The organism is Paenibacillus sp. 10L310 (genome assembly GCF_056395745.1).
Window position 1 is genome coordinate 128,330 of sequence record NZ_JBFTKC010000008.1, and the last position, 25,553, is coordinate 153,882.

Genomic DNA, 25,553 nt, shown 5'->3' on the forward strand with positions numbered 1-25,553 from the left:
GTACTAGGCTTTAGGAAAAATAATATAAAAACGGACTCCATCCGGTGTATTCTCCACTCCATAACTGCACCCATGCAGATCAAGAATCTGCTTCGCAATGGCCAGACCAAGCCCGGTCCCCCCCATTTTACGATTACGTGAGCGCTCTACCCGATAGAACCTCTCCCATATATACTGCCGCTCAGCTTCAGCTATCTTCTCGCCCTTGTTCTCAATGGAAATATGGACAAAACCTTCACGCCTGCTAATCTCAATAGTTATATCGGTATGTGGTATCGCATGACGTATAGCATTCATCATGATATTGAAAATAACTTGCTCCAGCTTGCTTCGGTCACCCTCAACCGTCTGTTCTGTTGTGGATACAAGCACCACATCCAATCCTTTGTCCTTCAGTTGCGGACCCAGACGGCCGGCGATATCTTCAATCATGTCAGCCAGTGCAACAGCATCCGTATTCAATTGAACCGCTGAGGATTCCAGTCGCACCAGATCCAGCATCTCTTCAACCATCGTTTCCATTTTGATCGCCTCATCGGCAATGATCTCAATGTAACGCTCCCGTTTGCTCTCACTCACGCCATCCTTCAGCCCTTCAGAATATCCCTTAATAATGCTGATTGGAGTCTTAAGTTCATGTGATGCATCGGCAAAAAACTTGCGCTGACGCTGTTCAATCTCCTGCTTCATTTCCATATCTGTACGCATCTGCGTGTTGGCCTGCCTCAGCTCTTCCAGTGTCTGACCCAAGGTTCCCGATAAGGCATTGAGGCTGTTAGACAGACTCCCGATCTCATCATTACGCCGGATGGGTGATTTCACCGTGAAATCCAGCGTAGACATTTTCTTGGCGACATGGTTCAAGGCCAAAAGCGGCTTCGTTATAATTCGGGACAGGAGCAACGCCAGCAACAGAATCAATATAAATGCCCCTATGCCAAAATACGCATAGAACAAACGTGTTGCCTCATTCGCTTCCCTCATCTCCTGTAGAGAGGTGAGCGAAAAGATCAGTTGTTGCTCGGGTCCGGAACGATGCACTGGAGCAATGGTGATGACATTGCGAACACCGCTCCAGCTATCCATCCATTCTTCATTGAGCATTTTGCCATTCGCCAACGCCAGTTGGTCTTCGGTGGACAACGGGAACCGGCTATCCAGTGCTTGCACCAGCAGTCCCTGCCTTTGACTCCACGTTGCCAGATTGGGAAGAACTACCTCGGTTAATACGCCTGACCATTCCTTTACCGGTTCAATTGATTCCTGAAAGCTTTCTGTTCCCCATGCGGCGGAAGTGGCATCCTGGATTTTGAAAGGATAGACCATGGATTCGCTGGCCGGACCTTTCACCGTCAGTTCTTGCCCATATTTTAGATGGGATGTAATCCAGCCAGCATTCTCACTATTGATAAACAAGGACAAGGACACTTTCACGTGACTTCCATCCTCTTGAAGCAACGTAATGTGGAACGGGTCATTAACCAATCTTCCGGTATTCGTCAAAATGACCAGATGTGATTGATTCTGACGCATGAACTTCCCGGTCTCCTTGGCTAGCTGTAAATCACTCCAATGCCCATTGGAGTATTGCTGTTCGAACTTGGACAGTTTTTTCTTCATACTGCTGACCTTTTGATGCTGATAGAAGTCGGGGAACCAGAACAACTGGGCAAAAACCGTCGTCCCATATAGAAGAACCAGACATCCTGCCATGACCAGGAAAAGCTTCATCGTTACGCCATTTCTTCTCATGCTTCTGCCTCGAAACGATATCCAGTGCCAATCACCGTCCGGATACACTTGGCTTCATCACCCAGTTTGCTGCGCAACTTCTTGATGTGGGTATCTACAACACGTGAGTCCCCTTCAAAATCAAATCCCCAGATCCGATTCAAAATGGCATCCCGGGACAACACAATGCCTGCATTACGTACCAAATAAAGCAACAGATCATATTCCTTTGGTGCAAGTTCCACTTCAATTCCGTCCTTCTCCAGACGTCTGGCCCATGGATCAAGGGTTACCTGTCCGAAACGAATCACACCCTGCTCTCGTCCAAATGCACCTTCAACACGCTTCATTAATGTCTCTGCACGTGCAACCAGCACACGTGGACTAAACGGCTTGGTAACGTAATCGTCTACGCCCAGCTGAAATCCATGAATTTTATCGTCATCCTCGGACCGTGCAGTCAGCATGATAATAGGTACGGTGGATTGGGATCGAATATGCCCACATAACGTCCATCCATCCATTTCAGGCATCAAAACATCCAGAATAACTAAATCCACCTCATGCAGAGCCAACAGTTCCAGTGCCTGTACTCCATGTTCTGCTTCTATGACGTTCCATTGTTCTTTTATGAAATAATCGGCCACAATCTCACGAATGCGGCTTTCATCTTCCACCAGAAGCACTGTTCTGATCATGGCCGACTCTCCTTTTAGATTTCTGATGATAACATACCTATTCCATGTGTCGTTCATGTGTCCACACATGTTTTGGAATGCTCCCATGATATATACGATTAATATAAGCCAAAAGTTACTATTTTTTATAAAAATTCGCATAAAAAAGTAGCCATCAACGAGCAAGCTCCAGCTCATTGACAGCTACTTGAATGAAATCGAAGTGTGTTATCCAGAATTGATGCGCTACTGCGCGCTCGCTGGCAACACTTAACGTTGTTGCTCCAGACGGTGTGCCACATGCAGTGTCGGGCCAACAAAACGGTTTAGCGGGAATCCGCCGGCAATCGCTTTGGTCACGAAGGCTTTACCTTCACGAACAGCCTCTTTCACTGAAAGACCACGAGCCAATCCTGCGGTAATCGCCGCAGACGTCGTGCAGCCTGCACCATGCGTATATCCGGAGCCGACAACATCGGCTTCAAACCATTCGTAGTTGGTTCCATCATAGAGTAGATCCATTGCTTTACCCGGGCTAATGACACCTCTGTCCTTGATCAGAACATGTTTCGAGCCATGGGCATGAATTGCTGCTGCCGCTGCTTCCATCTGTTCCTTGGAGCGAATCGGTCCACTCTTCGCCAGTTGGGATGCTTCGAACAGATTAGGTGTAACCAGATCGGCACCTGGCAACAGGAATTCGATCATCGCTTCCGTATTTTCCGGTTGCAGTACTTCGTCTGTACCTTTGCATACCATTACCGGATCGATAACGATCTGTGGCAGACCGCTGCGGCGAATATGTTTTGCTACCAATTCAATAATATCTACAGAACCGAGCATACCTGTCTTCATTGCATCAAAACCGATGCCGTCCAGAACAGTGCGAAGCTGCGCTTCAACTACATTTAATTCAACAGGAAAGACCTGGTGATCCCATGTTTCGGGCTCCATTGCAACAACCGTAGTCAGTACGGTCATGCCATACACACCCAGCTCCTGAAAAGTTTTCAAATCAGCTTGAATACCTGCACCGCCGCTCGTGTCCGAACCAGCTATTGTTAGTGTTTTTGGAATCGTCATGGTAGTTGCATTCTCCTTCGTGTCTCAGTTGACATTATCCTATCCCTTGTACGAGCGGATGTCAATGGCATCTGAAGCCATACAGAGCATGGTTTTCCGAATGATTCAGTTCACATCTTTTGTCTCCAGACGAACCATGGACATCGAAGCAATCCATATCCCTATTGCTCCAAGGGTCAGAGGGATAATAATAAGCGAATGAATGGACACTTCCGACCCGTTGAATCCGGAGCAAACAATCAAAACCAACAAAATGGACGAGACCATTGTAGTTGTAACAGAATGCTTACGCATACCGAAGAATAGGGGAATGAGTGCCATACACGCAGCCGATAAAGAACTCATACTGTACTTCGCCAGAAGTCCCAATATATCCTGATTTGTCAATGATCCAGGAATGAAGGAGTAGAAATGATTAACAATCAACAGCAGTGAACCCATCAACAGATCGGTAACCATAATCATCACAAATGTAAAACCAAACACGATAATCAATTTGGCAGCAATGATTTTATGACGCTGGATGGGATAGGTGAACATGACGTTCATCGTTTTATTTCTATACTCACTGATCACCAGCTTGGATAATAAAGCTCCTGCAAATATGATAAAGGTCGCTCTCACAAACGTATCAATAATCATAAAGGCGGTCTGGTAATCGGCATAGGCATAATCTTCTGCTCCCACATCCACGAATCCAATCATGATCAGGAAAAGAAGAACGGCTATACTGGCAATACCTGCTCCTGCAAAATTACGTGCAAAACGGTGCTTCCGCATCTCAAGTCTGATCAGTTTAAGCAACGTCTTCATCCCCTTTCACAAGCTTCATGAAGTGTTCTTCCAGGGAATGAGCCCGTTTGGATATCGATTCGATCTCAATGCCATGCTGAATCAGCTTGGTGTTCAGTTCCGATGGAATGATTCCCGGATCATAGATGCGTAACGTTTGGTCATCAACCAGTTTATAATTACTCAAACCAAGCTGGTGTTCAATGACATAGGTCGCTTTGCGGATATCCACCGCCTGTAACTCGATGTACTCATTTTGACTTCCACGAATGCTCTCCATCGATACTTCCTCCACCAAGCGACCGCCGCGAATGACACCAACTGTGTCCGCAATCTGCTCTATCTCGCCAAGAATGTGACTGGAGACTAGCAGGGTAATGCGATACTCATTGCTAAGGCGCTTGAACAAATCTCGCATTTCCCGGATCCCTACAGGATCCAATCCGTTGATCGGTTCATCCAGAATGAGCAGTTCTGGTGTGGTTATAAGTGCACGAGCCAGTCCCAGCCTTTGCTTCATGCCCAAGGAGAAGTCCTTGACCGGTTTCTTGCCCGTATCCTTCAGCCCTACCATTTCCATCGTATTGTTGATGATTTTTTTGTTATGAAACCCCATGTATTCACAGTGAAGTTCCAGATTTTCGCCAGCAGACAGTCTATCGTAAAAAAAAGGATATTCAATAATACTGCCCATTCGCTTCAGCACTTCATAAGAGGTCGGCGTAAGCTTCTCCCCAAACAGTTCAATCTCCCCTGTGGTTGGTTTGACGAGATTGGTGAGCATCTTCATGATGGTTGTTTTACCAGCACCATTTGGACCGAGGAATCCATAGATCTCACCTTGCTTAATATTCATATTGACGTTGGATACAACCTCCACCCCTTCATATACTTTAGTCACATCTATTGTTCGTGCGATATAATTCATCGTCCTTGTTCTCCTTTACGTCCCCTGTCCGGGTTCCTATATCTATATTGTAAAGAGAAAAGTCTTCTTTTTTATTAATCAAATCTTACAAAAACCTTAAGTCTGACCGGACACGCCAACGCAGGGTCTACCAAGCCTTGAGGGTAACCGAGAATACAGTCCGTTGATGTGGCACACTATGCAAGTGAATACTTCCACCCATCCGCTCAACTAGCCGTTTCGTAATGGTCAGACCCAGGCCACTGCCTTGATAGAGTCGATTGCGGGAATCCTCCAGTGTATACATGCGTTCAAACACACGGCTATGCTCGCTCTCAGGAATCCCTTTTCCCTGATCCCAGATCTGTAACGTCACAGGTGCACCTATTGAATGATCAAGTGAAAGTCCCAGTACCTTACCCTCTGCTCCATATTTCATTCCATTGGTAATGAGATTATCCAGCACACGGTCCAAGGCTTCTTCATTCGCTTGCACGAAGATATCACCATCAGGTATCTCCAGCTCCACGTGCAACCCCAGATTCGTCAACATTTCATAAAAGGAAAGCATCTTCAACCGGCATAATTCGCTTATATTCACCCGACTAAGCACTAGCTCCGTATCTCCAGATTCCAGCTTCGCTAGATCAAAAAAGGAATGGATCAAACGCAGCACTTCCTGCGCCTTATCTTGTATTTTCTCCGTCATAATCTTCCGTTCCTGATCGGTCAATGATGGGCTGTGCAGTAAGGTCTCACTATAACCCAGCACAACGGTGAGTGGCGTTTTCAGATCATGTGAAATGTTGGAGAGCATATTACGCATCTCCTTCTCCTGGTTTGCATAACCGGCCTTTGCACGGTGCGCATGATCCAGCAGCTGGTTCATGTCTTTCAAAAGCTGACTGACTTGGTCATCACTATTGAATACAAGCAAGCGCTCAAAGGTGCCTTGATCCAAAATATCGGATATTTTCTGATGAATATAGGTCAGGTGTTGGTTTCTTTTCCGGAATTTCAACCACAATACAATGAAGGCAATGGCCAGAATACCCGTCGTGATGGCAAAAATCAGTGTCATCCCTGCTCCGCCTCCAGCTTATATCCGATGCCCCAGAGTGTCTTGATATACTGGGGAGCCGAAGGGTCTGCCTCCAGTTTCTCACGCAGACGACGCATATGTACGTTAATGATATTTTCGTCTCCATAATAATGATCGTTCCAGACGGAAGCGTAGATCTGGGCCTTGGTGAACACTTTGCCAGGATGGGTAACCAACAGCTTCAGAATTCCAAATTCCTTGGATGTCAGTTTGACGGGTGTCCCTTCACGCTCCACCTCGTACGTCTCCATGTCAACTACAAGTCCTCCAATGTGAATACGCTGATCCTTAGCCACTTCAGCCACAGGCGGAGTGGTATAATTGGCGCGGCGAATCGCAGCTTTGATGCGGGCAGTCAGTTCTATTAACGAGAAAGGTTTGCTCAAGTAATCATCTGCACCGAACCCCAGACCTAATGCTTTGTCCACCTCCCCATCCTTCGCAGACAGAATGAGCACAGGTACCAGACTGACTGCCCGAATGGTTTGCAGCACATCCATCCCACTTTTGCGGGGCAGCATCAGATCCAGAATAACCAGATCATACCCGGGTTGTGACTGGCTGAACTGACGTTCTGCCTCTAAGCCGTCATATGCATAAGTGACGTCGTAGCCCTCTTTTTCCAAGTACGGCCCGACCATCTCACTAATTGAACGATCATCTTCAACAAGCAACAAGCGGTGACTTAACACATGTTTCCCTCCAACATGAACAGTTTTCTTTATTACCTCACAGTTTGTTTGAATTGGCAATGACATACGAAAAAACCTGACAGGAGCACCACTTTGGTATAAGTGTGTTTCCTGCCAGGTCTATGAGTGTCTGTAGATCAATGCTGGTGCTTCTAGTCTCTATATCCGTTCTCGCTGTGTATCCAGCACAGTCCAATGGTTCCTGCACCTGCATGAATACTCACCACAGGGATAAACGGCATGATTTCGGTCTTTAATTTAGGGAGCAGATTGGCAATCTGCTTCTTGATCGTGACGGCTTCTTCCTGATTGTTCGCATGCATAATGCACACATGCTTTACTTTCTCCACATCCAGCTTGAGCATATCCAGCATGCGCTCTTTTGTCCGCTTGAACGTGCGAATCTTCTCATTCACAACCACTTTGCCCTCTTCAAATCGAAGCAACAGATGGATCTTGAGCAGTTGACTGATGATCAGCTGTGTGCCCGACACTCGTCCACTGCGGTGAAGATGTTGAAGACTGGCCGGTATGAGGTAAAAAGACATGTTATCAATCATCTGTTCAATGTTTACTTTGATCTCGGCAGCTGAACATCCCTGCTTCTGCCATTCCAGTCCTTGCATAATCATCTCACGGTGAGGATAGGCACCTGCCTTCGAATCAATTGCGGTCACCGTCACTCCTGCAATCTCTGCAGCCTGCATGGACGTATGCAGCGTTCCGCTAAGCTCTGTAGAGCAATGAATCGTAATAATCTCATCGTACTTGTCTTTGAGCGACTCATACAGTTCAATGAATTCGCCAATGGGTGGCTGCGAACTGCTCGCACGTGAAGCCTCCGCAAGTTTCTCATAGAACATTTCAGATGTAATGTCATCGGTTTCCCGGTAACATTCCTCTCCAAATACGATGCGCAGCGGTACGATGTAGATATGATTTTGCTCCGCAAAAACGGGATCCAGTGTACTGGTACTATCGGTGACCCATGCAATTTTCTTCATGACATCCTTCTCTCTTGCCGGATTGTTCGTTCTGTATCTTCAATCGTCAAGCACAAGCCCGGCGGTTTATTTAAAATTTGAATATTTCACATTGTAAACGTTTGCGATACTACCTCTCAATTATAAATGAACGGACAGACCGTTGTCTTGTGGCGCAATCATGAACACCCCTGTTAATACCATTATTAGCTAAAAAAATGTCTTGCCTGTGAAGGAATAAATTGGTATGCTGTTGTCCTTCTCTCTTTTTCGCCTTGACTGAAGTGAACGGAAACGCCGTTCAATCCACTTATCGGAGGTGTCACATGCTTTATTTCACTCTGGCTTCCAAAGCCTACTCCCGGAATCTGCAATACCGCGGGGCACACATGGTACATAACTTGGCAAGCGCCATGTTTGGTTACATGTATGCCTGCCTCTGGATCGGCATCGGGGCCGACCATACTCTCGGAGAATATGGGACACAGGGAATGATCAGTTACATTGCGTTCACGCAATCCTCTCTCTGGATCTCGGGTTTTCTCACGAACGGATTGGGTATTCCCTTATCCGTCAGGACAGGGCAGATCGCACTGGATCTGATGAGGCCTGTTCATCTGTTCACCCACCTGATGGCACGCGAATGGGGGCAGATTGCCTACCAGTTTGTGTACAAAAGCATCCCGATCTACCTGCTCTTCTCCATTGTCTTTTCCCTGCATTGGCCCTCAGACGTTTCAACACTATTCTATGCCGCACTTGGTCTTGCCGGCGCCGCATACTTATCCATCTGTATGAACTACATCATTGGTGCCACGTCGATGTGGACCACGGAGTCCTCTTGGCTTCACTGGGGCAATCACGCGATGATGAATCTGCTGGCTGGTTTTTTCATTCCGCTGGAATGGCTACCGAACTGGCTTGAACAACTTGCCTGGATATCTCCCTACCCTTTCCTGCTCTATGTACCTACTCGAATCTATCTTGGTTTCGAAGATGGCTCCTTGTTATGGGGAACCTTGCTTTGGTGTGTCTTCATGACGTTGATCTGTCTTGCGATTACCCAAGTGTTACGTCGTAAAGTGGAGGTACAAGGCGGATGAAGCGAACTTCCTGGTTCAATTTATATAAAATGCTCATACGAACAAGCATCCGCAGCCGGATGCAATACAAGTTCAATTTCATCATGGCGTCCGTACTGGCCGCTTTAATTCAGATCTCCGAGTTTCTGATGGTTGCTCTGGTGCTGCACAAATTCGGAGCCATTAAAGGCTGGTCCCTCCATGAGATCGGTTATCTCTTTGCCATCATGACGTTATCCAAAACACTGTATCGGACATTCGGTAATGAGGTTCACCATCTGGAAAAATATCTGGTTAATGGTGAGCTTGATCAACTGTTAACTCGTCCCATGCCCGTATTGCTGGCACTGTTGCCGCAAAACTTCCGCATCATGGCTGGGGAAGTCCTGCAAGGCGGGTTCATTCTCTGCTGGTCATTGGCAGGCATGATGCATAGCGGACAGATTGGCTGGATAGCCATTCCCTTCTCCCTGTTCATTATCCTGACCGGTGCAGTCATTCTCTTTTCCATCGGACTTGCTACCGCCACACTGGGATTCTGGACCACACGTATCGAGGAATTACAGACGATCACTGAAGATGCCGCTCGAACGGCTGCCCAATATCCGCTAACGTTATATCCCAAATGGATGTCTGGCATTCTGTTTACGGTGATTCCGGTAGGATTCGTCAACTACATTCCGTCACTTTACCTGTTACGGGGTGAAGGAGGAGCGTGGATTCTTGTTGCTGTTGCGGCGGTTGCCGTACTGAGTTTGGCTGCAAGTCTGCGTTTCTGGCAATTCGGCATGACCAAATATCAAAGTACAGGTAGCTAAGGAGGCGTAACGAATCATGAACATGATCACAGCACGGCATCTGCAAAAGGAATTCAAAACTCCTGTTATTCGCGAAGGACGTTTCTCCGGTCTACGTACGTTATTTTCACGTGAGTATGTGTCCAAGGAAGCGGTACGCGATATCAGTTTTGATATCGGCCCAGGGGAGTTTGTGGGTTACATCGGTCCGAACGGGGCTGGCAAGTCTACCACGATCAAAATGCTGACAGGTATTCTGCACCCAACCTCGGGTGAGGTAAGGCTTGACGGTATGAACCCACATCAGGACAGGCGCAGGACCGTTGGTCGACTGGGCGTTGTGTTTGGACAGCGCAGTCAGCTCTGGTGGGATCTGCCCGTGAAAGATTCATATGATATTCTAGCCGAGATGTACGGTGTCAGTGCCGAGGACAAAAAGAGACGGCTGTCCCAGTTCGCCGAGCTGCTGGACCTTGAATCGTTCTGGGCCACGCCTGTCCGCAAGCTCTCGCTTGGGCAACGCATGCGTGCCGATCTCGCAGCTTCCATGCTGCATGATCCGGAACTGCTTTTTCTCGATGAACCAACGATTGGACTGGATGTGAACGCAAAGCGGAACATTCGTCAATTTCTACGTACATTAAATGAAACGTTTGGCAAAACGATTTTGCTGACCACACATGACATGGACGACATTGAGCAGTTATGCAGCCGGGTCATGGTGATTAACCATGGTCAACTGACATATGACGGCACGATCTCGTCACTTCGCGAAACCATCGGACTACCTACGCTGATTCGGGTAACGTTCCGAGGAGCGTTTTATATCCCGGATGTTGTGTCGTCCGCGATACATATTACTGGAATGGAAGGACAGATTGTCACCGTCGAAGTGAACCGGAAGGAATGGAGCACAATGGACATTCTGAAACAGTTGGAGCACTGGGGTGAGATTGAAGATGTAGAGATGAAAGAACCCGATTTTGAAGATATCATTCATCGGGTATATTAGTCGGCCCATTTTGTGAGGAAATAGGATGAAGACCTGTTCTTACGCCGTTACATGAAAGAGGGACATGGCGTACTGTAATAACGGAGGTGAAGCGTCATGCTTGTGACCAAACATGTCCTTCTAGCATCCACCGTACACGCTACTCCCTACTTCATTGTACGTGGCATGATGCCGGGACCCGTGATGTTCATTACATCCGGGGTTCACGGGAATGAAACGGCGAGTATGGCCGCTGCGCAAAAACTCGCAGATGATATTGCGACAGGTCGTCACGCCATTCAGCGAGGGCTGTTAATTATCGTGCCACGCGTGAACCAGCAAGCCTACGCTAAGAAAATCAGAGGCAAGCCAGATCTGAATCGTACGTTTCCACGTCGTATGTCAGGCAAGGCCAAGCATCCGCTCGCTGCGGCAGTTTTTCAGCTGGCGCGTGAACATCGGGCCGACTGGTGGCTTGATCTGCATGAAGCTAACGGCCTGTCACAGCTTAGTTCACGGGTGCTTGGACAGACGTTGATCACTAATCCCGGCAGTGGGACGATTCCAGCTTGCAGAAGAGTTATCGAACGGATGAATCGGTCGATTGCCATTCATGATCGTCATTTTAACCTCAAGCAACATGAATTGCCGGGATCTGCCCGTACAGCGGCTTCAAGACTATTACAAGCCCGTTCCGTCACAGTGGAGACCTGTTGGAGTCTGAAACGCTCGACCCGTATCAAGTATCAGACGAAGATTGTGCACCATTTTCTGCGTGAAGCAGGTATGTCATGATCAAGACTATTAAGATAGAACGAAAAAAACCTCCAACAGAGAGAGCCGAAGTACATCCTCAGGCGATCTCTATTGGAGGTGTTTTTTTATCTCTGCATCATGGCTTCCAGTATTTTATTACCCACAGGATCCAGCGGCATGAGTGGATAAAGGTCTTTTTTAGTTATAAACTTGAATATCGCATCCAGATACTCATCCACAATTGAGGCTGATCCAAAACAATAATTGGACAATAATACGATGCCTATACCCTGTTCCTTGTTTAAGGCTAAATAACTGCTAAAACCAAATGTCCCCCCGTTATGCCAGAGAATATTCTGATCTAAGAGCTTATCCTTATGCCATCCTAAATATAAGTCCGAATCTCCAATCATTATAGGAACATGACTTTTTTGTATTGCAGAGGCTACCGGATGATCATCATTAAGGTTGGCCTGAACAAATAAACTCATATCGTGAACAGATGACTTGATCGCCCCAGCCCCTGCATGTACACTAAGATCCCAGTGAGGCATCTTTTTCCCCGTTGACGTATGTCCATCTAAAAATCTGCCATTCTGTTCTGCATTCAGCATAGCTGCTGTCTCCGTCATGTTTAATGGACCTGTGATATATTTTTTCAGCAGATCGTCATATGTACTGCCTGATACTTTACATAGGATATAGCCCAGTAAGCCCACCCCGGTATTGGAATACTCAAATGAACCCATCTGATCCGCAAAGTCAGCATCCGATAAAAAAGCAAGTAAATCATCCTCGGTATAATCTGAATACGGATTCAATCGGTTTTTCGTGGGGTTCAGATTTGTGGCAAGTCTAGGCAATCCAGAGGTATGCGTAGCAAGACTTTTTAAGGTAACCTTATTCAAATAATCGTTTTTAGCGTTGTATATGTACTTGCCAACCGTGTCATCCGTAGAAAGCTGCTGTTCACGTTCCAATTCTAACAGAAGGATCGATGTAAAAACTTTGGTTACAGAGCCGATTTCGAACAACCTGTGTTCAGGAGAAGCCACGCTCTTCTTTTTGGGATTGCCCAATGAATGATATTCGATATCTCCCTTTGTAATAACGCCAATCTCAAGATGCAGATGTTTCTTTCCTTTGATGTAATCGGATACAAAACCTTGCAAATCCCTCATAGAAAATGTTACTCCTTTTGTGGTGTGAGTTTCATTATTGAAATTATTGAAATCACGTTAAACACCATTATGTATTGGCAAACTACACTATGTATTCTTTCTAAATCTCCGATTCCCTGCTCGTTAGTTAACTCCTGTTTTCTGCTAAACAGGAAAAGAGCCGCGATTACGGCTCTTTCTTTTGCACCCTGAACGATTGAATATAATTGTCGATATCGTCCTCCGGTGTATGCAACAGTCGTGCCAGATTAATCTGCAGCTGTTCCAGATGGTCAATATGCTTCTGAATGTCAGTGATGCGTTCGCGTACAAGGGTTTTTAACGTTTCCTTTTCCATGTCTTCCTGACTGAGTAACTGTAACGTATCCTGTATTTCCTTTAGAGAGTAACCCAGCGACTGGGCATCCTTAATAAATTTAATCTTCACCAAATAATCCTCAGTATACACCCGGTATCCGTTGGAGGAACGACCGGGAGCGGGCAGAATCCCGCTGTCCTCATAATAACGGAGGGTTGCCATACTTACACCGGTACGCTTAGCCAGCTCTCCTCTTGTCATGGTTTCCATAGATACCCTCCATCCTTCTGCTGGGTTATTCCGCTTTTTGGTGACGTAGCTTGGTATACTTGGTATCATAAGTGGCCTCAGGGAATTTAGATGAAGGGCCTTGCAACAACGGCTGCTCCTCCCCCTTCAAATAATGATCAAAGAAGGCCAGCGTATAGGATCTGGTAATATCCACATTATGTTCTGGCGTCATACCTCTGGCAAACATTTTTGGTGAAATTAACGAAATATCCGTAAAGCTTTGATGAAATAAATTCTCCACTGTCAGATAATAGGTATCATTAAGACTGTTTGACATCACCCGATCCAAATCAGGCTCAAACTCGGGATAAAATACTTTATCCTTGGCAGTGGCGTCCGGGTCCAGACTTTTGGCTGTCCCACCCGACATGATATACATAAACGGCTGTTTCAAGGCTGTTGTGGATACTCTACCCCAGAAACCGCCTTCCAAACTAAGTCCTGCTTTGAAACGGTCATCCTGAGCCAGCGCTTCCGCCGTGGTTGCACCGCCGTAGGAGTGACCAAAGATACCGACAGAATCCAGATCAAGCTTGCCTTCGAGCAATTGATTCGGATCATATGAATTCCACTGTGTGAGAGTGTCCAGTACAAAGCTTGCATCCTCTGCACGAATACCTATACCTTTTATATTATATTGATATAGTTCTTTGGAGGTTGGGAAGTCAGGGTCCGGCTGATAAGAAGCGACATCGCCATCCGAGAATGTAACTTGTGCAGATGTATACGGATGGTCGATACCAACCACAATGTAGCCGTTGCTCACAAGTTCCTCAATCGCGGTCATACTTTGAAAGCGAGTAGAACGTATCCCTGGTGAAAACAGTAAAACAGGATACTTGCTCTGTGCGGCAGATACCTCGGCACCTTTAACAACATGCGTCGGAATCGTGTCAAGGTAACTGAATACCACTGGTGGAATACCAAATACCAGGCTGATCGCCTCTCCCAATTCGGCAGGATAATGCTCTAGCGGCAATCCTTTGGCTGTTTCCTGATCTACAGGATACCAGACATTGATCATGAGTTCCCGCTTGTCACCCGGTTCAACCGATTTCGTTTCTTCCCGGGAATCATCCGTTAACTGCTGCGAAAAGGTTCCTATGGCAAATGAACCCGTCGACTCGGGCATCGTGAATGCAGGGAATAACGACGTCAACACCATTGTACCTGCACTAAGAGCCAGCACCAGAATGGATGCCAAAATGGTTTTGAACCACGATCGACGTTTCTGTTTCTGTGTATTCTGAATATTGCGCCGTGACTTCCATAATTGAACGGACAATACAATCAGTAAAACAAAGGCCACGATATAGGTAGGCATCAACTGCACACGAAAATGATCCATTCCCCCATGCAAAAGGATAGCCAGTGCCAGTGCCGACAACGTACCGCCCCCCACTACCCGATGTTTGGGAGCCACCCAAATAACCACTGCGCTAATAACTGTCACGATTACCAAAATCCATTCTAAAATTCTCATTATTCAGCCTCCAATATTTCTTGATAAAAAAAGAATAAACCTTGAAGCATACTTCAAGGTCAAGGCTGTATTTTAGAAAAGATTTTATCGAGGAATTCGTAAATCCCATTTCCGAAGTTCGGTCAACGTGCACGTTCCGGACGAGAAAGCCTTAATACCTGTTGAGTTCGGCCCAGGATAGATCCGTCCTGTCATCACTTGCTCCCCCTGCTGAATGAACACCTCAATGGAGCTGACATCCATAAAGATATGAAGTTCCAGTTTCCCGTCAAGCAGTTCCACTGTTGCAGCTCGTTCTCCGCCCGGCCCTTGTCCGGCCTGCTCGCGATTCAAGCATAAACGACGCTGCTCCACATCATAGGAAATCACGGTTTCTTCATCCTCACCCGTGCGCAGCTTTAACCCAAAGTGTTGTGCCTGTTCCGCTTCGAATACAGCATACAGTTCGTAACGGTCTCCACTGATTCCAAGATCAAAATCATGTTCATCACCATTTAAATGTATACCATACTGCTCGGTGCCTTCCGACCTGTACTGTATAAGTTCGGAAAGAGGCTGGAATATCAATCGTTCTCCCCTACGAATCAATTGTCTTGGCAACGTCATCGCTCCAGCCCAGGCATGGGACTGTTGTGTCGGGATTTCCGTTTCCCACGTATCCATCCAAGCCACCATGATTCGTCGTCCCTGTGCATCCTCCATCGTCTGAGGTGCGTAAAAGTCGAAGCCACAGTCCAACGGAACGTACTGCTCGTACTTCAACACACCCTGGTCTTCATCCAGCGTTCCCATCATATAAACGGTCGAATGCAAGTTGCGATAGTTATTTCCCTGAGCAGGCATGCGTTGCGGAGACATGATCAGAATATCTCGGCCATCCAATGTGAACAGATCGGGACATTCCCAATTGTCGCCAAGCGTCCCGTCACTCTGGGCCATAATGTTGACATAACTCCAATCCAGCAAGTCCGTTGAGCGGTATAACAGAATGACACCTTTGCCCGCAGCATCATTCGATCCAAGGACGCAATAGTACACACTGTTTCGTTCAAACACTTTCGGATCACGGAAGTCCTTCGTACTCGTATGCTCCGGAATCTGATCCAGCCGAATGACCGGATTGATCGTGCTTTTGACAAAATCAATCCCATTGTCCGAGACAGCGATATTCTGTGTCTGCAAGTAATCGTTATCCTTGTCAGGTCCAGTCACGACATGTCCCGTGTACATCAGCACCAACTTGCCATCCTGCACGATTGCACTTCCGGAGAAACAGCCTCCACTGTCGTAGCTCTGATCGGGCGCCAGTGCAACAGGCAGGTAAGACCACGTAACCAAATCACGGCTCACCGCATGGCCCCAGTGCATCGGCCCCCATACCGGTTCATAGGGATAATGCTGATAGAACAAATGATACATCCCACCGAAGTATATGAAGCCGTTGGGATCATTCATCCAGCCCACCTCTGGCATCAAATGATAGGCCATTCGATAGGTTGGATCAACCTGATGTCGATGCTCCTTGATATATGCGTTGGCCCGGGCGAGTGTATACCTCTCCTTTGTTTGAGCCGAAGAACTCGTCAGTCCAAGGTCTGTCTCTTGCCTTGTGTCTATTTCCTGCTTCTCGTGTCGTTCCTGGTTCATATGTCCTTCACTCCTGTCTCTCTCTATATCACCCGACTGAACTTATTTGATTGCCCCTTGCATGACCCCCTGAATAATGTACTTCTGCGCAAACAGATAAACGATCAGGACAGGCAACAGGGTCAACACCAGACCAGCCATCAATGGACCGTAATCAACGGTGTATGTCCCATAAAAATAAAACGTGGACAGCGGCAGTGTACGCTGCTCGGATGAAGTCAGCACCAAGGATGGCAGCAAAAAATCATTCCATATCCACAATACATTCAGTACGCTAATCGTTACGGTTGTTGGCAGTAACACTGGCAGTACGATACGGAAAAAGGTCTGCACTCTGCCGCAGCCATCCATTAGAGCCGCTTCTTCAAGCTCCAGGGGAATACTTTTGATAAAGCCATGGTAGATAAATACGGCGAGCGGACTGCCAAAGCCAATATACATGTAGATCAGCGACCACTTGTTATCCAGCAGGCTGAGCGAGCCGTATATTTTAACCAATGGAATCATAATGGCCTGAAACGGAATAATCATCGCAGCTACCATCAGGAAAAAGAGATACTGATTCACCTTGCTTTTGTGACGAACAAAGTAATGGGCTGTCATCGCCGCAAAAAGAGCAATCAGTAATACACCTGCAATGGTAATGAGCAACGAATTGCTGAATGCGGATACATATCCCATTTTGTCAAACGCATTGACGTAATTATCGAATTGAAAGGAGCTTGGCAAGCCCAGCGGATCGGAGGTAATTGCCTGGTTAGCCTTGAACGAATTGACGATTAGAAGCACAAACGGAAATACAAACAAAATCATCACAATGATTAATGCAATAAACTTCATCCAGTTGAGAATGCGCGATTGTCCAGCCATCATGCCTCGACCTCCAGTTTTTTGCTGAAATAGACCTGGAGCAATGTAATGGCGGCTACAAGGATAAACAGAACAAAGGCTTCTGCCTGACCCAATCCGTAGTCACGAGCAAGAAAGGCCTGCTCATAAACATGCATGGATACCATCTCTGTGCTCTTGAAGGGCCCGCCACTGGTCAAAGAGACGTTCAGATCATACACCATGAATCCCCGTTGCAGTGACAAAAAGATGCATACAATAAACGAAGGAACCATCAATGGCAATACAATGCGCGCCAGCATTTTGCGATTACTTGCCCCATCAATGCTGGCTGCCTCCATAACATCCTTCGGCACATTCATCAGTCCTGCAATGTAGATAACCATCATATAACCGGCATACTGCCAAACGGTCACCACAACGAGAGCCCAGAACGCTTTATCCGGATCAGCCAACCAAGAGGTGGAGAACAGCGTGAGATTCATTTTTTGTCCTGCAAAGACGAGTACCTGATTAAAAATAAACTGCCAGATGAAACCAAGCACGATTCCGCCCACCAGATTTGGCAGGAAAAATCCAGCCCGAAACCAGCCCTGTGCCTTCATTCCCCGAGTTACAACGTAAGCGAGCAGGAAGGCAACCGCATTGGTCAGCACAACGGTAATAAATACGTACTCCAGCGTCATCCCAAATGATTTCCAGAACACGGTGTCCTTGAACACACCGATGTAATTATCCCAGCCAACAAAGTTTTGATCTATGGCAATGCCATCCCAGTTCGTAAACGTCAAATAAATACCATACAAAAATGGAATAATCATCACCGTAGCAAACGCAAATAATGTCGGGCCAGTAAAGATCAGACGGGTGCGCAGACGTGTCCATAATCCTTTTTCGGTCAGCATTGTCAACCTCCACTCTATCCAAATGATTAGCCTGGCGGTTATACCGGAAACAAGTCGAACAGACCTCGTGTGGAAGCTGTATGTTCACCATCTCCGGCGTACCGCAAGTCTCTCTCTATGTGCTGCACAGGGCTATGATTAATTCCTTTATTTCACGTTGCTCCAGTATGCCTGAATTTCACTGGCAAGTCCGGCACGGTCAATGACGTCAGCCAAATATTTCTGCATGGATGCACCCAGTTTGGACCAGTGATCCGCAGGAAGTGTACTCATTGATTCCTCGATTTTGCCTGCCTTGATGTATTCACTAATGGATTTGCCAAGTGGATCGGTTGGCTCCAATGTAATGTTGCTGAATGCCGGAATAATACTGGCTTGATTCACCAGGAAATCCTGACCTTTTTCGTTATAAACGATCCAGTCCAAAAATTTCTTCGCTGCTTCCTGCTGCGCTGGTGTGCTCTTTTCCTTATCCAGCAATATTCGTTTGGATACGGCAGCAGAGATTTGCGTATTACCGAAATCATCTGGATTATTGCTCACAGGTACCGGGAGGAAGCCATATTTTCCATCTGCTGTATCAAAGCTTGAAATTTGTGGCCATGCCCAGTTGCCCTGGAACCAGATACCTACCTCACCCTTGCCAAGCACCTCAGGTCCACGCTCATAGGTTCCGGACAGTGGAGAAGCCTTGTCAATATTGTAGGTTTTCATCAGATCAAATGTATCTAACAAGCCATTAAACACGGCATTGGAAGCAAGGTCCACTTGACCTGCCTTCAGATCAGTAATGAATTGATCCACCTTCGCACGGTCTGAAGACTGCCCACCATATGCAAGCCCCAGATAATGCGCACCAAGCGACCAATCCATCGGAGATACAATCAAAGGTGATTTTCCAGTAGCAGCGATCTTTTGGAACAACTCATCAAGCTGTGCAGTGGTCTGTACAGACTTTGGATCGAATGTCCCACCTACCGCCTGATCCAAGACATTCTGGTTATAGATGAATCCATATCCTTCAATAGAGAACGGGAAGGCATAATTTTTGCCATCAAACGTTGTAGCCGCTGTACTGTTCTCCACAGCATCCTTCATCCAAGACTCGGATGTGAGATCCAGAACACGATCCTTGAATTTCTCAACATCTCCTGTATCCAGCATCATCATCGTTGTAGGGCTGCCGGAGGCATACAAGGCAGACGCTTTTTCAAACGGAGACTGTCCACTGCCTACGGGTACAATTTCGAGTGTGATATTTGGATTTTCGGCATGGAAGTCTTTAGCTGCTTGTTCCAACTGACTGTTAATTTCCGATTTGGAATTGAGCATGGTAATTTTGACACTCTCACTGTTGCTACCCTCTGAAGAGGAGTTGGACTCCGTTGCTGCTTTACTTCCACATGCCGACAATACAAGCATCATAATCAATGACAATACCGATAATTTCATCCATCTCTGTTGTCTTTTCATCTTGTTATGGCCCCCGATCAATAGTTTAAAAGGAAACGCTTACAAATCGAATTATAATGTCAAAGGTTTGACATGTCAATCGTTTGACATACCATTCAAAAAAAATTTTTTCGACTTCATTTCTTCGTGGTAAAAGGAGGAATAGGAAAAAACGACCTGTATCAGGTCGTCTCTCTCTCCACGATGTTAACTGGCAAAATATGCTCCATTCCGATCTTCTCTTCCGCGAGCTGGCGCCGAATCAGATCAATCGCCAGCTTAGCCATGGCCTCCACCGGTTGCCTGATCGTTGTAATGCCAGGCACCGTATACGCTGCCGCACGACTGTCATCATAACCTATAATAGCAATATCGTCGGGTACCTTGCGCCCACCTAACACGATCTGCTTCAGCGCATGCACCGCCATCAGATCACTCGTTACAAAGAGCCCGTCCACCTCCGGGTGTTGTGCAAGCAGCTTATCCACCAATTCCGTATACTGATGCTGATCAAACACATTCAGGTCGGTTTCATGAATCATGACCGGTTTGACTCCATGAGCCTGCAAGGTATCAACGAAACCTGTCGTCCGGCGATTGGACAGCATTTGTAATTCCAAATTACCGCAGATATGTGCCAAATGTCGTCTGTTCTTCGAGAGCAACAATTCAGCAGCCATAACCCCTCCCTGATAGTTATCAGATGAGATAAACGGGATGTCTTCACCGATCTTACGATCAAAGGTCACGATTGGGGAATGCAGATTCATATACTCATCAACTTCCAGTGTATGACTTCCCATAATAATGCCATCCACGCGATTACCCTTGAGCATTTCCACATATTCACGCTCTTTGGAAGGGTCCATGTGGGAATTGCATAACATAATTTTAAATCCATTCTGGTAAGCATGATACTCAACATAGCTAGCCAGTTCTCCAAAAAACGGATGGGATACATCGGGAATAATCAAGCCTATCACATTGGATTGCTTACGCAGAAGAGAACGGGCAATTTCGTTGGGTCGATAGTTCAGTTCGTCCATGGTTTGATACACTTTGTCCCGAGTCTTCTGACTGATATATCCCCGGTTGTTTAATACACGCGAGACGGTAGTTACAGAAACTCCTGCCCTGAGTGCAACATCATGAATAGTTGCCATAACAGCCTCTTTTCCTACAACATTCTTCATACCTTTAACATTATAAACCTATTGCTAAACCTGAACCAAAGCCTTGGTACCCGCCTGCTGCTTCATTCCGCTACAATTCTCGCTCTCGGCATGCTATGCATAGCTCCGTGCGTAACATGGACCTGTACCACATACGTACCTGGTTCTTCAAAGGTATGCTGGATTTCATACTGCCCTTCCTCTGCCTCCTTGGCAGTTATAGCCCCCTGATTCTCCAGTTCGTCCGCTGTCATCATACCTTGTTCCGGAGATACAGAAGGCGGATCATCAAGCTCATTCCAGATCTGAAATTGCACATGGTCAGCATGACTTAACGGTGCATCTCCCTGTGTAAGCTTCACCTGCAACCGTGTTGGTTCATGAAGAGAAGCTTTCTCTGGAACGTCAAGTTTCACTTTGATCATCTCCGGCATCTCGCCCGATTGTGACTGTTCTTCATAAGAGCATCCCACCGTCAGGAGGAGCAGAATAACGAAGGGCATGAACCAACGAGCTTGTCCGCTCATCACCATCTATCCTTTCTTATTAAGAAGATTTTGGTGTTTTGCCGATGCCCCACAGCATCACGATGATGATAATAAAGGCGATCAGTGCCAGTAATGGAATAGTGATGAAACCAAACCAGTTCAAATAGTCGGTATAACATGGAACCTTACCGCACGCGACGGCATTACCTGTAGCCGAAAAAATACGCTGAATCGTTACATGATATAACGAAATGCCGCCACCGACGAAACTCAGTGGGAGTACGTATTTGGTGATGCCCACGTCATCCTTAAAGTAGGCAATGCCCAGCAAAATCGTTAGTGGATACATGAATATGCGCTGGTACCAGCACAGATCACATGGAAGAAAGCCCTTGATCTCACTGAAATAGAGACTCCCCCCTGTTGCGATAACGGAAACGGCCCAAGCGACAAATAACCGGGTATCCACATTTCTCGCTGGACGCTCCGATTTTGATGATGTACTCATTCCTCTGTCCCCCTCTTCATTTTGCTTATACCAAATTATCATACATCATTCTAGACTCCATCGGCTATTCAAGCTGTTATGTAGGTCATTACTCGATGATTATACCAAATATTTGAACTTTTGGGTGAATACAAAAAAGCTGCCGTATGGGGCAGCTCTTTTTGTTTTAATCTTGTTTCACTCTACTATTACATCGATTTCGTCAGCGTAATGGAGCCATCTTTTTGTGCCCATTTCACGTCCCAGTTCAGAAGTTCAGCAATGAAGCGCAGAGGCACTTGCGTACGTCCATCTTTATTTACAAATACCGTTGCACCCACGTTTTTCTTCACACCGTTCACTTCCATAACGTTGTTGTTCACCCAGAATTCAAGGGTATCATCGCCAGCCATTACCGTTACTTGTTGTGCTTTTTTGTCCCATTTCACCGTTGCACCGATACCTTCACTCAGGAAACGCAATGGAATGTATGTTGTGTTTTTCCAAAGCACTGGTGTGGTATCCATGTTGGTTGTTTTATCGTTAATTTTCAGCATTTTGCTGTTCAGTTGCATCCACACCGTTGTCATTTCTGGCGCTGGTGCAGGTGTTGCTGGCTCTTGGAATTTGTCGTTGAATTGAGTCACAATTGCGTTACCCAAGGCTTGACCTACACCAAACATCACTTTGAAGCCTTCACGATTCGTTGTGTACGAAGCATCATAGTTACCTGCTGCATATTGATTCAATACGTTTTGTACTTGATTTTCATGCGTTGTCAGCGCTTGTTGTCCTGCTGCTTTTGGCAGATTGCCAGCTGTTGCCGAATCCAGGAATGTAGCGAACTCTGTTGTAAATCCAGCAATACGTTTCTCTACTGCTACACGAGCGGTAGCATCGTTGTTTTTAACAGCTTTTACATAGTCGCTTTGTGCGTTAACGTGGTTCGTTACCCAAATTTTCTCGAATGCATTGGCACCATCGTTACCGTAAACGGAAGCAATCGCTGCTTTGAAGTCAGTTGTGTTTCCAGCTTCAGCTGTAACCAGTGCGTTGGAAGCTGCTGTGCGTCCATCAAATTCCTCTTGCATTTGCAGAGCCGAAAGTGCAAAGTGCTCGGAAGCCAAGTGGTTGAGTGCAGATCTCAGATCAGCTGCTTTTGTATCCGCTTTGGTATTTTCGAATTTCTCAGGCATTTGTGTCGTAATTGCTGTGGAGAGTGCTTTACTTACGTCGAACATTTCTTTGAAACCTTCACGGTAAGCCTTGTATGCATCAGCGTAATCTCCAGCTACATACTCATCAAATACTTTTTGCACGAGATCTTCATGTACTTTCAGCGCCTGTTTGGCTGCTGCTTTTGGCAACTTGCCTTCGGTAGCTGTGCTCAGGAATGTGGAGAACTCATCCACGAAACCGTTGATGTTTGCTTGTGCTTGTTTGATTCCAGCCTGGTTGCCCATTTTGGTTGCTTTCACCAGATCATCTGTGTATTTGTTATGAGCGCGGAAGATGCGTTCGAATTCTTTGGCACCTGCGTCACCGTATAGGGAAGCGATTGCCGGTTGCATATCCAGTGCATTCTGGTCGAGTGCTTTGTAGGCTGCATCTGCATCTTTTGCTCCGTCATATGCTTTGGCCATTGCCGTTACTGCGAGTGCAAAGTGCTCGGACAACAGGTGGTCCAGGTTTGCTCTCAGGTCAGCCGCAGGTGTGTTCACGGATGCTTTCATCATGGTCATTGGTGTCTGTGGTGCGGCAGCTGCTCCAGCGATCCCCGGCATCAACAGTGTCAAGCTAAGTACAGGTGCGATAAACTTCTTCATTTTCATTTTCATTACGTGTTCACTCCTCGATTATGTTGTGTGTATAATTTCTTTCCTCGTCGTCGTCTTCATAGGGTGTAACGCAGGGTTCTCTATTCTGGATCACTCTGTGGACAAAAAAAAATTCACAGCCTTCAGTGAAGAAAGCTGCGAACGCCTGTTATATCAAGGTTTTTTTGAATTAAAAAAATATAAAATTGTAGTGATCTTTCCGATCCAAGACCACATACATACTGTAATATAGATACTTCATTTTCCTTTATTTCTCAACTAAAGCTTACATCAAGGGTTATCCTGAAGTACAATAAGGACATATCATATTATTCGCGAAGGAGGTCCTTTCATGACCTGGTTGCCTTATGTTTTAATTGTGGGTATCGCCTTGTTTGGAGGTATTGCTACCATGATCATCGGAAATTCCAAAGCCAATCAGACCAGCAACCCCGAATATGACCGCCGCACAAAGCAAAACCTAAGCAAACTTTCCTATGTATACGTTGGTGCGATTGTCCTTGGTTTTGGCGGACTAATCCTCTATCTTTTTAACTAAAATGTTTCGATTCGGCAAAGAATACGTTCAAACACGCCAAGCAGCTTCAGTTTTTGTTCTACATTCTCCGTATATATACACATGTTTACAAGTTGGAGATAATTCAGAATTATTCTGGATATGTTCGGGGTTTAATATAAAGCCATAAGGGACAGCGAGCCCATTAAACAAAACTAACCCCCAACTTGAAGGAGAGATATATGATGAAAAAAAACATGAAGAAATCCGTAGCAACGATGATGGTACTGGGCATGACATTAACAGGAGCAACGGGTGTATTTGCCGGAACGCAACTGGAGAAAATCTCTGCATACCTTAACCATGGAATCAGCTTTAATGTCGATGGCGCGGCTTACTCACCAACGGATGGCAATGGCAACAAACTTGCTCCAATTACTTATAACAACTCTACTTATCTGCCCGTACGAGCACTTGCCGATGCACTGCATGTGCCTGTATCCTATGACGGCAAAAAAGGACAGGTCATTATCGGCCAAGCAACAAGCAATCCATCAGCTTTGACAAATGTAACGTATAGCGCAGCACAAAAAGAGGCGATTCAAAAAGCTTTTGCACAATTCGATGGGTTCGAGACCGCTTATGCCCCTCAGCAGATGATTGCAGGTGACACGTTCAAAAGTGTAGGTGCGGGTGGCGACGGCGTCAGTTTTGTTTTCAACCATATGAAAGTGGATGTGTCTCCAAGAGATTATTCGGACGGTTATACGAGCAAAGACGTGAAACTGTCCAATGGTGTTATTGCCAAATGGTACACACCAGATCAAACGGGCATGCTCACATTCCAACTGGATGATCGCTACGTTACCCTTAGCTCCCCGGATCATAAGCTGAGCCAAGCTCAGTTGCAACAAGTCGCTGTCTCTGTTCAAAAAGCCAACAGCAACAATGATCAAGGGATCACTGCATTTGCAGATGTGAACTATAGCAAACAACAATTGGATAACATTCGCAAAGCATTTGCGAAGTTTGACGGGTTCACAACAGCCTATGCCCCACAACATATGGTTGCTGGAGATACGTTCAAAAGCGTAGGTGCGGGCGGTGATGGTGTAAACTTTGTTTTTAATCGTATGAATATAACGGTATCCCCTAAAGATTACTCGTTCAGCTATGATGGTAAAACGGTAAAACTGCCTAATGGCGTATCAGCCAAATGGTATACACCAGACCAAACGGATATGCTCACATTCAAGCTGGATGATCGTTATGTAACCATCAGCTCGCCGAATAACCAATTGACTCACACTCAACTGGAGCAAATGGCGGTATCTGTACAAAAAGTGAAATAAACAAAAAAAGAAACACACATC

General features: G+C 46.2%; 25 protein-coding genes. 6 read left to right on the forward strand and 19 right to left on the reverse strand.

Annotated elements, in window-relative coordinates; all coding sequences use genetic code 11:
- Nucleotides 1-3: 3 nt before the first annotated feature.
- The 8 genes from AC1DE7_RS18495 to AC1DE7_RS18530 all read right to left on the reverse strand — a co-directional run bounded on the left by AC1DE7_RS18495 (nucleotide 4) and on the right by AC1DE7_RS18530 (nucleotide 7,988).
- On the reverse strand, nucleotides 4-1,752 hold the full coding sequence (locus AC1DE7_RS18495; RefSeq protein ID WP_339191341.1) for a sensor histidine kinase: 1,749 nt from the start codon (nucleotides 1,750-1,752) through the stop codon (nucleotides 4-6).
- On the reverse strand, nucleotides 1,749-2,429 hold the full coding sequence (locus AC1DE7_RS18500; RefSeq protein WP_036606855.1) for a response regulator transcription factor: 681 nt from the start codon (nucleotides 2,427-2,429) through the stop codon (nucleotides 1,749-1,751). Before AC1DE7_RS18500 ends, AC1DE7_RS18495 begins: the two co-directional genes overlap by 4 nt.
- A 249-nt stretch (nucleotides 2,430-2,678) precedes the next feature.
- Nucleotides 2,679-3,491 (reverse strand): bifunctional hydroxymethylpyrimidine kinase/phosphomethylpyrimidine kinase, encoded by an 813-nt coding sequence (thiD, locus tag AC1DE7_RS18505; protein ID WP_017692191.1) that lies wholly within the window; start codon nucleotides 3,489-3,491, stop codon nucleotides 2,679-2,681.
- Nucleotides 3,492-3,596: 105 nt separating this feature from the next.
- The gene (locus AC1DE7_RS18510; protein ID WP_477534938.1) at nucleotides 3,597-4,295 is read right to left on the reverse strand and encodes an ABC transporter permease; all 699 of its coding nucleotides are present in this window, start codon (nucleotides 4,293-4,295) and stop codon (nucleotides 3,597-3,599) included.
- Nucleotides 4,288-5,211, reverse strand: a complete 924-nt coding sequence (locus AC1DE7_RS18515) for an ABC transporter ATP-binding protein (RefSeq protein WP_340018550.1) — start codon at nucleotides 5,209-5,211, stop codon at nucleotides 4,288-4,290. The genes AC1DE7_RS18510 and AC1DE7_RS18515 overlap by 8 nt, the downstream gene beginning before the upstream one ends.
- A gap of 127 nt (nucleotides 5,212-5,338) precedes the next feature.
- The gene (locus AC1DE7_RS18520; RefSeq protein ID WP_477534939.1) at nucleotides 5,339-6,271 is read right to left on the reverse strand and encodes a sensor histidine kinase; all 933 of its coding nucleotides are present in this window, start codon (nucleotides 6,269-6,271) and stop codon (nucleotides 5,339-5,341) included.
- Entirely contained in the window at nucleotides 6,268-6,984 is a 717-nt protein-coding gene (locus AC1DE7_RS18525; protein ID WP_282320191.1) for a response regulator transcription factor, read from the reverse strand. The genes AC1DE7_RS18520 and AC1DE7_RS18525 overlap by 4 nt, the downstream gene beginning before the upstream one ends.
- Before the next feature lie 152 nt (nucleotides 6,985-7,136).
- The gene (locus tag AC1DE7_RS18530; RefSeq protein WP_036606840.1) at nucleotides 7,137-7,988 is read right to left on the reverse strand and encodes a DegV family protein; all 852 of its coding nucleotides are present in this window, start codon (nucleotides 7,986-7,988) and stop codon (nucleotides 7,137-7,139) included.
- A gap of 305 nt (nucleotides 7,989-8,293) precedes the next feature.
- Here AC1DE7_RS18530 and AC1DE7_RS18535 point away from each other — a divergent pair, with 305 nt between their 5' ends.
- The 4 genes from AC1DE7_RS18535 to AC1DE7_RS18550 all read left to right on the forward strand — a co-directional run bounded on the left by AC1DE7_RS18535 (nucleotide 8,294) and on the right by AC1DE7_RS18550 (nucleotide 11,632).
- The gene (locus tag AC1DE7_RS18535) at nucleotides 8,294-9,070 is read left to right on the forward strand and encodes an ABC transporter permease (RefSeq protein WP_036606839.1); all 777 of its coding nucleotides are present in this window, start codon (nucleotides 8,294-8,296) and stop codon (nucleotides 9,068-9,070) included.
- Nucleotides 9,067-9,867 (forward strand): ABC transporter permease, encoded by an 801-nt coding sequence (locus AC1DE7_RS18540; RefSeq protein ID WP_477534940.1) that lies wholly within the window; start codon nucleotides 9,067-9,069, stop codon nucleotides 9,865-9,867. The genes AC1DE7_RS18535 and AC1DE7_RS18540 overlap by 4 nt, the downstream gene beginning before the upstream one ends.
- Before the next feature lie 22 nt (nucleotides 9,868-9,889).
- Entirely contained in the window at nucleotides 9,890-10,858 is a 969-nt protein-coding gene (locus AC1DE7_RS18545; RefSeq protein WP_339191465.1) for an ABC transporter ATP-binding protein, read from the forward strand.
- A 96-nt stretch (nucleotides 10,859-10,954) separates the two neighbouring features.
- Nucleotides 10,955-11,632 carry a succinylglutamate desuccinylase/aspartoacylase family protein gene (locus AC1DE7_RS18550; protein WP_339191334.1) on the forward strand — a complete coding sequence of 226 codons (678 nt, stop codon included), beginning with the start codon at nucleotides 10,955-10,957 and terminating at the stop codon, nucleotides 11,630-11,632.
- Between the two features lie 86 nt (nucleotides 11,633-11,718).
- On the opposite strand, the gene AC1DE7_RS18555 is transcribed toward AC1DE7_RS18550, so the two are convergent.
- The 11 genes from AC1DE7_RS18555 to AC1DE7_RS18605 all read right to left on the reverse strand — a co-directional run bounded on the left by AC1DE7_RS18555 (nucleotide 11,719) and on the right by AC1DE7_RS18605 (nucleotide 23,678).
- The gene (locus AC1DE7_RS18555; RefSeq protein ID WP_477534941.1) at nucleotides 11,719-12,774 is read right to left on the reverse strand and encodes a serine hydrolase domain-containing protein; all 1,056 of its coding nucleotides are present in this window, start codon (nucleotides 12,772-12,774) and stop codon (nucleotides 11,719-11,721) included.
- 166 nt (nucleotides 12,775-12,940) lie between these two features.
- Nucleotides 12,941-13,342 (reverse strand): MerR family transcriptional regulator, encoded by a 402-nt coding sequence (locus AC1DE7_RS18560; protein WP_036606833.1) that lies wholly within the window; start codon nucleotides 13,340-13,342, stop codon nucleotides 12,941-12,943.
- Nucleotides 13,343-13,367: 25 nt separating this feature from the next.
- The gene (locus tag AC1DE7_RS18565; protein WP_477534942.1) at nucleotides 13,368-14,846 is read right to left on the reverse strand and encodes an alpha/beta hydrolase family protein; all 1,479 of its coding nucleotides are present in this window, start codon (nucleotides 14,844-14,846) and stop codon (nucleotides 13,368-13,370) included.
- Between the two features lie 84 nt (nucleotides 14,847-14,930).
- On the reverse strand, nucleotides 14,931-16,493 hold the full coding sequence (locus tag AC1DE7_RS18570; RefSeq protein ID WP_477534943.1) for a glycoside hydrolase family 32 protein: 1,563 nt from the start codon (nucleotides 16,491-16,493) through the stop codon (nucleotides 14,931-14,933).
- A 42-nt stretch (nucleotides 16,494-16,535) separates the two neighbouring features.
- Nucleotides 16,536-17,363 (reverse strand): carbohydrate ABC transporter permease, encoded by an 828-nt coding sequence (locus AC1DE7_RS18575; protein WP_036607075.1) that lies wholly within the window; start codon nucleotides 17,361-17,363, stop codon nucleotides 16,536-16,538.
- The gene (locus AC1DE7_RS18580) at nucleotides 17,363-18,247 is read right to left on the reverse strand and encodes a carbohydrate ABC transporter permease (RefSeq protein WP_036606829.1); all 885 of its coding nucleotides are present in this window, start codon (nucleotides 18,245-18,247) and stop codon (nucleotides 17,363-17,365) included. Before AC1DE7_RS18580 ends, AC1DE7_RS18575 begins: the two co-directional genes overlap by 1 nt.
- 147 nt (nucleotides 18,248-18,394) lie before the next feature.
- Nucleotides 18,395-19,720: an ABC transporter substrate-binding protein gene (locus AC1DE7_RS18585; protein ID WP_477534944.1), complete on the reverse strand. Its 1,326-nt coding sequence runs from the start codon at nucleotides 19,718-19,720 to the stop codon at nucleotides 18,395-18,397.
- 161 nt (nucleotides 19,721-19,881) lie between these two features.
- Nucleotides 19,882-20,862, reverse strand: coding sequence for a LacI family DNA-binding transcriptional regulator (locus AC1DE7_RS18590; RefSeq protein ID WP_076319690.1), 981 nt, complete (start codon nucleotides 20,860-20,862; stop codon nucleotides 19,882-19,884).
- A 92-nt stretch (nucleotides 20,863-20,954) separates the two neighbouring features.
- Nucleotides 20,955-21,398, reverse strand: coding sequence for a FixH family protein (locus AC1DE7_RS18595; protein ID WP_076253541.1), 444 nt, complete (start codon nucleotides 21,396-21,398; stop codon nucleotides 20,955-20,957).
- 19 nt (nucleotides 21,399-21,417) lie between these two features.
- On the reverse strand, nucleotides 21,418-21,867 hold the full coding sequence (locus AC1DE7_RS18600) for a disulfide oxidoreductase (RefSeq protein ID WP_047841622.1): 450 nt from the start codon (nucleotides 21,865-21,867) through the stop codon (nucleotides 21,418-21,420).
- Nucleotides 21,868-22,055: 188 nt separating this feature from the next.
- Complete coding sequence (locus AC1DE7_RS18605; RefSeq protein ID WP_047841683.1) at nucleotides 22,056-23,678, reverse strand: copper amine oxidase N-terminal domain-containing protein; 1,623 nt, start codon at nucleotides 23,676-23,678, stop codon at nucleotides 22,056-22,058.
- Nucleotides 23,679-24,015: 337 nt separating this feature from the next.
- Here AC1DE7_RS18605 and AC1DE7_RS18610 point away from each other — a divergent pair, with 337 nt between their 5' ends.
- Both AC1DE7_RS18610 and AC1DE7_RS18615 read left to right on the forward strand, forming a co-directional pair.
- A complete protein-coding gene (locus tag AC1DE7_RS18610; protein ID WP_017692174.1) occupies nucleotides 24,016-24,222 on the forward strand; it encodes a hypothetical protein in 207 nt (68 codons plus the stop codon).
- Between the two features lie 203 nt (nucleotides 24,223-24,425).
- Entirely contained in the window at nucleotides 24,426-25,532 is a 1,107-nt protein-coding gene (locus tag AC1DE7_RS18615) for a stalk domain-containing protein (RefSeq protein ID WP_340984214.1), read from the forward strand.
- Nucleotides 25,533-25,553 lie beyond the last annotated feature (21 nt).